This is a genomic window from Pseudomonas sp. 18.1.10 (genome assembly GCF_024655625.1).
Lineage (GTDB): Bacteria > Pseudomonadota > Gammaproteobacteria > Pseudomonadales > Pseudomonadaceae > Aquipseudomonas.
The window spans coordinates 1-11,090 of record NZ_JANLGL010000180.1 but is presented as its reverse complement, the minus strand read 5'-3'; the positions used below and the strand labels follow the sequence as shown (position 1 = coordinate 11,090).

Sequence of the window (11,090 nt, the reverse complement as noted above, 5' to 3'; positions counted from 1 at the left end):
GGCAGTGTGTCAGTCACCGGATGCATTGACTGACACACCGCTTTCGCGAGCAAGCCCGCTCCCACAGAGGTTAGTGGCCAGATTCACGATCCTGTACAGTCTGTTCACACATCGTCAGTTGTGAGCCGCCATGCCCTTCCTCGCCCGCACCCACCCTCGCCTTTCCACCGCCGCCGTACTCGGCCTTGCCATCGGCATCCTGACACCCGCCGACAGCCTCGCCAGCAAAATCCTCATCGGCTGGAACGCCGGCGTCTGGACCTACCTGGTGCTCATGCTGTGGCTGACCATCCGCGCCAAGGCCCCGGACGTTAAACGCATCGCCGAAATCGAAGATGAAAACGCCGGGTTGGTGCTATTCATGGTGTGTATCGCGGCCATCGCCAGCCTGGCGACCATCACCTTCGAACTGGTCGGCAGCAAGGACCTGCCCACCACCGCGCGCCTGCTGCACTACGGCTTTACCGGGCTGACGGTGATCGGTTCGTGGTTGCTGATCGGGGTGATTTTCAGCGTGCACTACGCGCGCCTTTATTACACCTGGGACGGCAAGGAACCGGCGCTGCGGTTTGCCGAAGGCCTGACGACCCCTAATTACTGGGACTTTCTGTACTTCTCCTTCACCATTGGCGTGGCGGTTCAGACCTCGGACGTGGGGGTAGCGACACGGTCCATGCGCAAGGTGGTGCTGGGGCAATCGCTGATCGGGTTTCTGTTCAACACCGCGATCCTGGGTTTCTCGATCAATATCGCGGCGGGGCTGTTCGGCTGAGACCGAGCGTGACGCACCGGCCATCAGTCTTTGTCCTACATCTTCTTGACGACTTTCCTAATTTAATGGTTTCCTGAAACCGGTTTCAGTCATACCAATAAAAATAGAAGGTCGACGACCGTGAACAATTTCTCAGCCGCCCAGCGCAGCCGCGTGACCATGCTTGACGTGGCCGAACGCGCCGGCGTGTCCAAAGCCAGCGTCTCGCGTTTTATCGGCGACGACCGCGCCCTGCTCTCCGATGCCATCGCCCTGCGCATCGAGCAAGCCATCGAGCAACTCGGCTACCGCCCCAACCAGATGGCCCGTGGCCTGAAACGCGGGCGCACCCGCCTGATCGGCATGCTCGTCGCCGACATCCGCAACCCCTATTCCATTGCCGTGATGCACGGCGTCGAAACCGCCTGCCGCCAGCACGGCTACAGCCTGGTGGTGTGCAACACCGACCGCGATGACGAACAGGAGCGCCAGCACCTCGCTGCGCTGCGTTCGTACAACATCGAAGGGCTGATCGTGAACACCCTCGGCCATCACCTCGACCAACTGCTGGAACTGCAACGGGAAATGCCCCTGGTGCTGGTGGACCGCAAGGTCGCGCCGCTGCACAGCGACCTGGTGGGGTTGGATAACCCGGCGGCGGTGCGCATGGCCGTTGAGCATCTGGAACACCAGGGTTATCGCGATGTGTTGTTGGTGAGCGAAGCGACCGATGGCACCAGTTCGCGATTGGAGCGTTTGGACAGCTTCAAGGCCGAGATTGCCGGCCGCCCGCAGCTGACCGGTGCTGTAGTGGAACTGGACGGCGCGCTGGAAAAACACCTGCAAACCTTTCTCGCCAAACCCGGCCCCAAGGCGCTGTTCTGTGCCAACGGCGTCGCCGCGCTGGCCTGCACCCGCGCGCTCAAGAGCCTGGGCTGCAACCTGTTCGACGACGTTGGCTTGATCGCCCTGGATGACCTGGACTGGTACCCGCTGGTAGGCAATGGCATCACCGCCCTCGCCCAGCCTACCGAAGCCATCGGTGCCAGCGCTTTCGAGTGCCTGCTCAAGCGCCTGCGCGGCGATACCGAGCCGACGCGCACCCTGGATTTCCTGCCACAACTGATTGTTAGAGGCTCCACCCAGAGGCTCTAAATTTTTTTCTAAAAAATGAAACCGGTTTCAGAGGTAAACAACAATGCATAAATACCCCGTCTCCATCAGCCTTTCCAGCTACGGCGCCGACTTGGTCCGCCAGCAAGGCCAGTTGAGTTTTGTCGAGGTCCTCGCCGCCGCCGGTGCCCAGCGCATCGAATGGCGTGAAGAGCTGTTAACGCACGAACAGCCCACGGCACTGGCCGAGGCCGCGGCGCAGCAGGACCTGGAATCGGTGTTCTCATCGCCCCTGGAACTGTGGGTCGCCGGCCGCGCCCAGCCCAACGGCGAACTCGCCGCCACCCTCGACCGCGCCCAGGCGTTCGGCGCGCGCTGGCTGAAAGTCTCCCTCGGCTACTTCACCGACACCAACGACCTCGACAGCCTGCACGCCCTGCTCAACCGCCACCCGGTGCAGTTGCTGGTGGAAAATGACCAGACCCTGCACGGCGGGCGCATCGAGCCGATGCAGCGTTTCTTTACCGAAGTCGAACGCCTGGGCCTGCCGGTGAAGATGACCTTCGACATCGGCAACTGGCAGTGGCAGGACCAATCCGCCCTCACCGCCGCACGCCTGCTCGGCCGGCATGTGGATTACCTGCACTGCAAGGCGGTGGCTCGCCGCGCGGACGGCAAACTCGTGGCCCAACCGCCCGGCGCCACCGACCTGCACCTGTGGGAACAATTGCTCAAGCACATGACTCAAGGGATTACCCGGGCGGTGGAATTCCCGCTGCAAGGCGCTGACCTGATCGCGGTCACCGCGCAACAGGTCGCTGCCCTCGCCCAACTTGGCCAACCGCGTGCGGAGAACGCCCATGTCTGAGATCGATATTCTGTCGTTTGGTGAAACCATGGCGATGTTCGTCGCCGAGCAGACTGGCGATCTCGCCCAGGTCGCGCAGTTCCACAAACGTATCGCCGGGGCCGACAGCAATGTCGCCATCGGCCTGTCGCGCCTGGGCTTCAAGGTGGCGTGGCTGAGCCGCGTGGGCAATGATTCCCTGGGGCGTTTTGTGGTGGACACATTGCAAAACGAAGGCCTGGATTGCCGGCACGTGGCGGTCGATCCCGTGCACCCTACCGGTTTCCAGTTCAAGTCCCGCGAAGAAGCCGGCGCCGACCCGCAGGTGGAATACTTCCGCAAGGGCTCGGCGGCCAGTCACCTGTCGGTTGCGGCGATCACTCCGACCTTGCTCAACGCTCGTCACCTGCATGCCACCGGGATACCGCCGGCGTTGTCCGAGGCGACCCGCGAGCTGTCGGTGGAACTGATGACGCAGATGCGCAGCGCCGGGCGCAGCGTGTCGTTCGACCCCAACCTGCGCCCCTCACTGTGGGCCAGCCAGGCGCAGATGATCCGCGAGATCAACGCCCTCGCCAGCCTCGCCGACTGGGTCTTGCCGGGCCTGGGCGAAGGCCGCCTGCTCACCGGTTTCGATGACCCGGCCGATATCGCCGCGTTCTACCTCGACCGTGGCGCCGAAGCCGTGGCCATCAAGCTCGGCGCAGACGGCGCTTACTACCGCACCCACATGGACCAGGGTTTTATCGCCGCCGTACCGGTGGAAAAAGTCGTGGACACCGTGGGCGCCGGCGACGGTTTTGCCGTGGGCATGGTCAGCGCCCTCCTGGAAAACCTCAGCTTTCCCGAGGCCGTGCAGCGCGGCAACTGGATCGGCAGCCGCGCCGTGCAAAGCCGCGGCGACATGGAAGGTTTGCCTACCCGCCTGGAGTTACCCGTTCAAGCCGTTGCCTAACCCACTACCTGTTGCCACAACTACAACAAGCTCAGGAGCAACCCCATGGAAACCGTGAAACTCGCCACCCGCCGTTGGTGGTACATCATGCCCATCGTTTTTATCACCTACAGCCTGGCCTATCTGGACCGCGCCAACTACGGCTTCGCCGCCGCCTCCGGGATGGCCGAAGACCTGATGATTACCCCCGGCATGTCGTCATTGCTGGGGGCGCTGTTTTTTCTCGGTTACTTTTTCTTCCAGGTGCCGGGGGCGATCTACGCGCAAAAGCGCAGCGTGAAGAAGCTGATCTTTGTCAGCCTGATCCTCTGGGGCGGCCTGGCCACGCTGACCGGCGTGGTGTCCAACGCCTATATGCTGATCGTCATTCGTTTCATGCTCGGCGTGGTCGAAGCCGCGGTGATGCCGGCGATGCTGGTGTACCTGTGCCACTGGTTCACCCGTGCCGAACGCTCGCGCGCCAACACCTTCCTGATCCTTGGCAACCCGGTGACCATGCTGTGGATGTCGGTGGTGTCGGGTTACCTGGTGCAGCATTTCAGCTGGCGCTGGATGTTTATCATCGAAGGTTTGCCGGCCGTGCTGTGGGCGTTTATCTGGTGGAAGCTGGCCGATGAGCGTCCAAAGGATGCCAAGTGGCTCAGCGACAGCGAAAAGCACAGCCTGGAAACCGCCCTCGCCGCCGAACAGGTGGGCATCAAGGCCGTGAAGAACTACGGCGAAGCGTTCCGTTCGCCGAAGGTGATTATCCTCGCGCTGCAGTTCTTCTGCTGGAGCATCGGCGTGTATGGCTTTGTGTTGTGGCTGCCGTCGATTCTCAAGGCCGGCCTGCAGATGGACATGGTCGAGGCGGGCTGGCTGTCGGCGTTGCCCTACCTGGCCGCGGTGATTGGCATGCTGGTGGTGTCGTGGGGCTCGGACAAGCTGCAAAAGCGCAAGCGGTTTGTATGGCCACCGCTGCTGATCGCCTCCATCGCCTTCTACGGTTCCTACGCGCTCGGCGCCGAACATTTCTGGTGGTCCTACACCCTGCTGGTGATCGCCGGGGCCTGCATGTACGCGCCCTACGGCCCATTTTTTGCCATTGTCCCGGAGATCCTGCCGGCCAACGTTGCCGGGGGCGCCATGGCGCTCATCAACAGCATGGGCGCCCTCGGCTCGTTCGGCGGTTCGTACCTGGTGGGCTACCTCAATAGCAGCACCGGCTCGCCCGGCGCCTCGTACCTGCTGATGAGCGGCGCGCTGCTGCTGTCGGTGGTGCTGACGATTTTCCTCAAGCCCGGCGCCAGCGACCGCGCACCGGCGCCAACCCTCGAATTGAAGGTCAAGACCGCATGAAAAAGTCTGTCGTGTTGTACAAGAAACTCTCCGCGCCCTTGATGGCCCGCCTGCATGAACAGGTCGACGTCACGCTGATCGAAGCGCTGGACGCCAGCGGCCTGGCCAAGCTGCGCGATGCGCTGCCGGGCGCCCACGGCCTGCTCGGCGCCAGCCTGCGCCTGGACGCACAACTGCTGGATCTTGCGCCGCAGCTGGAAGCGGTGGCCAGTGTATCGGTAGGCGTCGATAACTACGACCTCGACTACCTGACCGCACGCGGCATCCTGCTCAGCAACACCCCCGACGTGCTCACCGAAACCACCGCCGACACCGGCTTCGCATTGATCCTCGCCACCGCCCGCCGTGTGGTCGAACTGGCCGACATGGTGCGCGCCGGCCAATGGAACAAAAACATCGGCCCCGCGCACTTTGGCAGCGATGTACACGGCAAGACCCTGGGCATCATCGGCATGGGCCGCATCGGCGAAGCCCTGGCCCAGCGCGGGCACTTTGGCTTTGGCATGCCGGTGATCTACCACAGCCATTCACCCAAGCCGTTGGTGGAACAGCGCTTTGGTGCGCAGTACCGCGGCCTCGCGGATTTGCTGCAACAAGCGGACTTTGTCTGCCTGACGTTGCCGCTGACGGCGGAAACGGAAAAGCTCATCGGCGCCAAAGAGTTCGCGCAGATGGGACCGGACACGATCTTTATCAATATCTCGCGGGGCAAGGTGGTCGACGAAGCAGCGCTGGTGGAAGCTCTGCAACAACGCACGATTCGTGCGGCGGGGTTGGATGTGTTCGAGCGTGAGCCGCTGAGTCACGACTCACCGTTGCTGCGCTTGAACAACGTGGTGGCAACGCCGCATATCGGCTCGGCGACCCATGAGACGCGGGAGGCGATGGCCAAGTGTGCGGTGGATAACCTGCTACAAGCTTTGCAGGGGCAAAAGCCGCAGAACCTGGTGAATGCCGCGGCCTGGACTCAGTAGCTCTGACACACCGCGAATAAAGCTGTGGGAGCTGGCTTGCCTGCGATAGCGGTGGTTCAGTCGGTGCTGCATTGACTGACAGATTGCTATCGCAGCGGTGCTACACCTACTGCGCAGAGCTGGCATGCTGTGAGAAATGACAGTATCGAAGCCCGCTGAAACCCGCTTCAATCGGCAGTGACATCCATTGAACAGGAGCAGGATGACATGCCCACTTCAAAAAAGGCCGCCCAGGCACCCAAGCTGGACACACCGGTCAAGGTCATACTTCCCGAGGGCATTCCCCAGATTGGCGTGACCAATCAATACCTCAAGCAACACAAAAACACCTTGCCGGTGACCATTGCCATTTACCCGGGGCAAACCCCCGGCGATACCATTGGTCTGTGCATCGGCGGCCCCGATGAAAAGCCGCTGATTGTGGTCACCGTCACCCACGCCGACCAAGAGACCGTGATTCCGGTTCCCGCAGCGCTGTTGCACTTGTTCGCCGACGGCGTGCACCTGATCTACTACAAGATCTGCACGCCGAACTCAAAAGGCGAGTTTCTGCGTTTGCACCTGAACCCACGAACGCCCTGACACACCGCTGTAAAAACTGTGGGAGCTGGCTTGCCTGCGATAGCGGTGATTCAGTCAACGATCTACTGACTGACAGATTGCTATCGCAGGCAAGCTGCTCCCACAGGGGGTTTGTGTGGTGGCTGTTAGATCACAAACCGCGCCACCATCCCATTCAAATCCACCGCCAGTCGCGACAGCTCATGGCTCGCCGCGCTGGTCTGGTTGGCACCCGCCGCCGACTGGGTCGCCAGGTCGCGGATGTTCACCAGGTTGCGGTCCACTTCGCGGGACACCTGGGCCTGTTCTTCCGAAGCGCTGGCGATCACCAGGTTGCGCTCGTTGATAAGGCTGATGGACTGGGTGATCTGCTCCAGCGCGACACCCGCGGCGCGGGCCATTTCCAGGGTGGTTTGCGTGCGCTGATTACTTTGCTGCATCGATTGCACCGCCTCACCGGTACCGTTCTGGATGCCGGCGACCATCTTTTCGATCTCCTGGGTCGACTGCGCCGTGCGATGGGCCAGGGCCCGCACTTCGTCGGCCACCACCGCAAAACCGCGCCCGGCTTCACCGGCGCGCGCCGCTTCGATGGCGGCGTTGAGCGCCAGCAGGTTGGTCTGTTCGGCAATCGCGCGGATCACGTCGAGCACTTTGCCGATATCACGGCCTTGGGTGGCCAGGCCTTCGATCAACACCGAGGTGTTTTGCACATCCTGGGTCATGGTCTGGATCGCGCCGACGGTTTCCACCACACGGTCGCGACCTTCGCGCGCCGCCTGGTTGGACTGGCTGGAGGCCTCGGAGGTGGACACCGCATTGCGCGCCACTTCTTCCACCGCCGCCGTCATCTCGTTGACGGCGGTGGCAGCCTGGTCGATTTCGTTGTTCTGCTGTTGCAGGCCCTTGGACGCTTCTTCGGTGACCGCGCTGAGTTCCTCGGCGGCGGAAGCCAACTGCGTGGCCGAGCCGGCAATGTGCTGGATGGTCTGGCGCAGGTTGGCCTGCATGGTGCCCAGGGCGCTGAGCAGGCGCGCCGGTTCGTCCTTGCCATCGTCTTCGATGACTTTGCTCAGGTTGCCACTGGCGATGGTTTCGGCCACTTCCACCGCTTTGCGCAAGGGCGTGACGATGCTGCGGGTCAGCAGCCAGGCCAGCAACACCGTGAGCACGGCGGCAACCACCGAGACGGCAATCACTCCCGTGATAGCGCCCTGATAACTGTGCTCGGCTTCAGCGTCAGCCTCCTTGGCGTCGGCCGCGTTGATGGCGATCAGTTTGTTCAACTGCTCGCCCATCTGGTCGGTGCCATCCTTGATCCGGGTATTGATTAGGGTACGCACGTCCTCGACCTTGCCTTGCCTGGACAGGGTCAGCATCTCGGCCTGGGCCTTGAAATAGTTGTCGAGGGTGGCGACAAACGTCTTGTACAACGCGGCCTCCTCCGTACCAGCGGGCAGCGCCGCGTACCCGGCCTGGGCGGCTTTGACCTTGTCGGCCAGTGCGCTCATGCGTGTTTCGGCTTCTTGCAGGCCCGCCGGTTCACGGTTGACCAGCACGCGGAACGACAGGATGCGCAGGCGCAGCACGTTCTCGGTAATAGAACCCAGATACGTCACGCTGGGCACCTGGTTCGCGCTCATGTCCACCGAGGACTGGCGTATCTGCGTCATGCGGTTGACCGCAAACACCCCTAATAAAATCACTAGCAACGCAATGAAGGCGAAACCGAGAAACGCGCGTGGGGCGATATTCAGCTGACGAAGTGACATAGGGGGGGGCTCTCAGAAGTAGTGTTTGCGAGCGTCCCTGCCGCGAAACGATCAGCCGGCGTCAACGCGCCGTTCTGACCTTTGGTCACCACTGTTGTGATTGGAATGTGGGCCTATACGAGGTATCGGCAGGCTCGGCAGATTTATGCAGGGTGTTTATAAATATTTTTTTACACTTCTGACGCTAGGCAGTTTCTGGCATCCTGCGCCTCCATTTTCTGACCCGAGCCCGCATTTTGTCTGACGCTCAAGCCCCCCGCCCCCGCTATAAATCCGACCTGATCTACGGCCTGGAAGACCGTCCGCACTTCACCGCCGCGATTTTTGCCGCGTTGCAGCACGTGCTGGCCAGTTTTGTCGGCATCATCACGCCCACCCTGATTGTCGGCGGTGTGCTGGGCCTGGAAAGCGAAGTGCCGTACCTGGTGAGCATGGCGCTGTTTGTGTCGGGCCTCGGCACCTTTGTGCAGGCGCGCAAGTTCGGGCCGATTGGCTCGGGGCTGTTGTGCCTGCAAGGCACCAGTTTTTCGTTTATCAGCGTGATTCTCAGCGCCGGGTTTATGGTCAAGGCCCGGGGCGGCGGCACCGATGAGATCCTTTCGACGATCTTCGGCATCTGCTTTTTCGCCGCGTTTATCGAAGTGGTGTTGAGCCAGTTCATCGGCAAGCTGCGCATGCTGATAACCCCGGTGGTCACCGGCACCATCATTACCCTGATGGGTTTGTCACTCATCAAGGTCGCGGTCACCGACATGGCCGGCGGCTATGGCGCCCAGGACCTCGGCGCGGCCGCCAACATGGGCCTGGCGGCCCTGGTGCTGTTGACCATCGTGGTCCTCAACCGCTTCAGCAACCCGTTCCTGCGCCTGGGTTCCATCGTTATCGGCCTGACCCTGGGCTTTGTGGTGGCCTGGATGATGGGCCGCGTGGACATGGCGGCGTTGCCACAGGTGCCGTTGATTAGCGTGCCGGTGCCGTTCAAGTACGGGTTTTCGTTCGACTGGGTGGCGTTTATCCCGGTGGCGGTGATCTTCCTGATTTCGCCGTTGGAAGCCGCCGGTGACCTGACGGCCAACTCGATGATTTCCCAGCAGCCGGTGAAGGGCCCGCTGTACATCAAGCGCATCAAATCGGGCCTGTTGGCCGACGGCCTGAACTCGGCGATGGCCGCCACCTTCAACAGCCTGCCGATGGTGACCTTCGCGCAGAACAACGGCGTGATCCAGTTGACCGGCGTGGCCAGCCGCTACGTCGCGTACTTTATCGCCGGCCTGCTGGTGCTGCTGGGGTTGTTCCCGATGATTGGCGCGGTGCTGCAATTGATGCCCAAGCCGGTACTCGGTGGTGCCACTCTCATCATGTTTGGCACGGTCGCGGTGGCGGGGATCAAGATCCTCGCCGAAGCCGGCCTGCATCGGCGCAACGTGCTGATCGTGGCGATCTCCCTGGGCATGGGCCTGGGCGTCGCCGCCGTGCCGGAAGTGCTGCGCGACTTGCCCAAGGCGCTGCACAACATCTTTGAATCGCCGATCACCGTGGGCGCATTCTGTGCAATCCTGCTGAACATTTTCCTGCCGGAAGAGTTCATAGAGCTGGAAGAAGATGAATTTGATCCGGAGTCCTCTACCCTCAAAGTGATGCAGGACCCGGACGTCACGAAATAAAGGACACTGTTTATGCGCAAGCTCATGGTTCTGTCGTTACTGTTGCTGGCCTTGAGCGCCTGCGCGCTGTTCCCCAACCGTGACCCGGTGAATATCAATGTGGTGGGCATCGAGCCCCTGCAAAGCCAGGACCTGGAAGTGCGCTTCGCCGTGAAACTGCGGGTGCAGAACCCCAATGAAACGGCGATCGACTACAACGGCGTGGCCCTGGACCTGGAAGTCAATGGCCGGCCGCTGGCGTCGGGGGTCAGTGATCAGGCCGGGACCATCCCACGTTTCTCCGAGACCGTTCTGATGGTGCCGGTGAGTGTTTCGGCATTTTCCGTGTTGCGTCAGACCCTGGGCCTGAGCCAAACCCAGAGTTTGAACAACCTGCCCTACGTGCTGCGGGGCAAACTGGCGGGCGGCCTGTTTGGCACGATGCGCTTTGTCGACCGTGGCACTCTGGACCTGCCGAACACTGCCACCTGGTAACTGCCATGCAACCCACCTTGTTCACCGAACGCCTGATCCTGCGCCCGCTGACCCTGGACGATGCCGAGGGCATCCAGCAGCAGTTCCCCCACTGGGACGTGGTGCGTTACCTCAACGCCCTGGTGCCCTGGCCCTACCCGGCCGACGGCGCCCTCGACTACCTGCAACACGTCGCCCTGCCGGCCATGGCCCGTGGCGCGGAATGGCACTGGTCGATCCGCCTGAAAAGCGCGCCGGAGCAGTTGATCGGCAATGTCAGCTTGATGGATGAGGTGGATAACAACCGAGGGTTCTGGCTTGGCCCGCAGTGGCAGGGGCAAGGCTTGATGGGCGAAGCCAGTGCGGCCGTGACTGACTATTGGTTTGGCGTGCTGGAGCGGCCGGTGTTGCGGGTGCCGAAGGCGGCGCCCAACCTGGGGTCGCGGCGGATTTCCGAGCGTGAGGGGATGCGGTTGATTCGCACGGATGAAGGCCAGTTTGTTGAAGGCACTTTCCCACGGGACATTTGGGAGATGAGCCGGGAGCAATGGCTGAAGTCAAAATCCCCCAGCCAATAGAGATCTAATGTTTAGTGGGCTTGTGTGGGAGCGGGCTTGCTCGCGAATGCGGTGTTTCAGTTACATATGCTTCGACTGACACAC

At 61.9% G+C, this 11,090-nt stretch carries 11 protein-coding genes; 10 read left to right on the top strand and 1 reads right to left on the bottom strand.

Annotated elements, in window-relative coordinates:
- Nucleotides 1-130 precede the first annotated feature (130 nt).
- From NUV89_RS23175 to NUV89_RS23145, 7 genes are all read left to right on the top strand, one after another.
- Nucleotides 131-772: a DUF1345 domain-containing protein gene (locus NUV89_RS23175; protein WP_257783152.1), complete on the top strand. Its 642-nt coding sequence runs from the start codon at nt 131-133 to the stop codon at nt 770-772.
- A gap of 120 nt (nt 773-892) precedes the next feature.
- Nucleotides 893-1,906 carry a LacI family DNA-binding transcriptional regulator gene (locus NUV89_RS23170; protein ID WP_308220201.1) on the top strand — a complete coding sequence of 338 codons (1,014 nt, stop codon included), beginning with the start codon at nt 893-895 and terminating at the stop codon, nt 1,904-1,906.
- 43 nt (nt 1,907-1,949) lie between these two features.
- Nucleotides 1,950-2,732, top strand: a complete 783-nt coding sequence (locus NUV89_RS23165) for a sugar phosphate isomerase/epimerase (RefSeq protein WP_257783151.1) — start codon at nt 1,950-1,952, stop codon at nt 2,730-2,732.
- Nucleotides 2,725-3,666: a sugar kinase gene (locus tag NUV89_RS23160; protein WP_257783150.1), complete on the top strand. Its 942-nt coding sequence runs from the start codon at nt 2,725-2,727 to the stop codon at nt 3,664-3,666. Before NUV89_RS23165 ends, NUV89_RS23160 begins: the two co-directional genes overlap by 8 nt.
- Nucleotides 3,667-3,711: 45 nt before the next feature.
- Nucleotides 3,712-5,004, top strand: a complete 1,293-nt coding sequence (locus tag NUV89_RS23155) for an MFS transporter (protein ID WP_257783149.1) — start codon at nt 3,712-3,714, stop codon at nt 5,002-5,004.
- On the top strand, nt 5,001-5,978 hold the full coding sequence (locus NUV89_RS23150) for a D-glycerate dehydrogenase (protein WP_257783148.1): 978 nt from the start codon (nt 5,001-5,003) through the stop codon (nt 5,976-5,978). The genes NUV89_RS23155 and NUV89_RS23150 overlap by 4 nt, the downstream gene beginning before the upstream one ends.
- 207 nt (nt 5,979-6,185) lie before the next feature.
- Nucleotides 6,186-6,560 (top strand): hypothetical protein, encoded by a 375-nt coding sequence (locus NUV89_RS23145; protein WP_257783147.1) that lies wholly within the window; start codon nt 6,186-6,188, stop codon nt 6,558-6,560.
- Between the two features lie 125 nt (nt 6,561-6,685).
- Here NUV89_RS23145 and NUV89_RS23140 read toward each other — a convergent pair whose 3' ends face one another.
- Entirely contained in the window at nt 6,686-8,311 is a 1,626-nt protein-coding gene (locus NUV89_RS23140) for a methyl-accepting chemotaxis protein (RefSeq protein WP_257783146.1), read from the bottom strand.
- 236 nt (nt 8,312-8,547) lie between these two features.
- Here NUV89_RS23140 and NUV89_RS23135 point away from each other — a divergent pair, with 236 nt between their 5' ends.
- Genes NUV89_RS23135 through NUV89_RS23125 form a run of 3 tightly spaced genes read left to right on the top strand, consistent with a single transcriptional unit; the run spans nt 8,548 to nt 11,006 of the window.
- Entirely contained in the window at nt 8,548-9,975 is a 1,428-nt protein-coding gene (locus NUV89_RS23135) for a nucleobase:cation symporter-2 family protein (protein WP_207046406.1), read from the top strand.
- A 12-nt stretch (nt 9,976-9,987) separates the two neighbouring features.
- Nucleotides 9,988-10,449 carry an LEA type 2 family protein gene (locus NUV89_RS23130; RefSeq protein ID WP_257783145.1) on the top strand — a complete coding sequence of 154 codons (462 nt, stop codon included), beginning with the start codon at nt 9,988-9,990 and terminating at the stop codon, nt 10,447-10,449.
- Nucleotides 10,450-10,454: 5 nt separating this feature from the next.
- Nucleotides 10,455-11,006: a GNAT family N-acetyltransferase gene (locus NUV89_RS23125; RefSeq protein WP_257783144.1), complete on the top strand. Its 552-nt coding sequence runs from the start codon at nt 10,455-10,457 to the stop codon at nt 11,004-11,006.
- Nucleotides 11,007-11,090: the final 84 nt, after the last annotated feature.

Coding starts and splice junctions, on each gene's coding strand:
- NUV89_RS23175 (WP_257783152.1), top strand. CDS start 131: ATGCCCTTCCTCGCCCGCACCCACCCTCGCCTTTCCACCGCCGCCGTA.
- NUV89_RS23165 (WP_257783151.1), top strand. CDS start 1,950: ATGCATAAATACCCCGTCTCCATCAGCCTTTCCAGCTACGGCGCCGAC.
- NUV89_RS23160 (WP_257783150.1), top strand. CDS start 2,725: ATGTCTGAGATCGATATTCTGTCGTTTGGTGAAACCATGGCGATGTTC.
- NUV89_RS23155 (WP_257783149.1), top strand. CDS start 3,712: ATGGAAACCGTGAAACTCGCCACCCGCCGTTGGTGGTACATCATGCCC.
- NUV89_RS23150 (WP_257783148.1), top strand. CDS start 5,001: ATGAAAAAGTCTGTCGTGTTGTACAAGAAACTCTCCGCGCCCTTGATG.
- NUV89_RS23145 (WP_257783147.1), top strand. CDS start 6,186: ATGCCCACTTCAAAAAAGGCCGCCCAGGCACCCAAGCTGGACACACCG.
- NUV89_RS23140 (WP_257783146.1), bottom strand. CDS start 8,311: ATGTCACTTCGTCAGCTGAATATCGCCCCACGCGCGTTTCTCGGTTTC.
- NUV89_RS23130 (WP_257783145.1), top strand. CDS start 9,988: ATGCGCAAGCTCATGGTTCTGTCGTTACTGTTGCTGGCCTTGAGCGCC.
- NUV89_RS23125 (WP_257783144.1), top strand. CDS start 10,455: ATGCAACCCACCTTGTTCACCGAACGCCTGATCCTGCGCCCGCTGACC.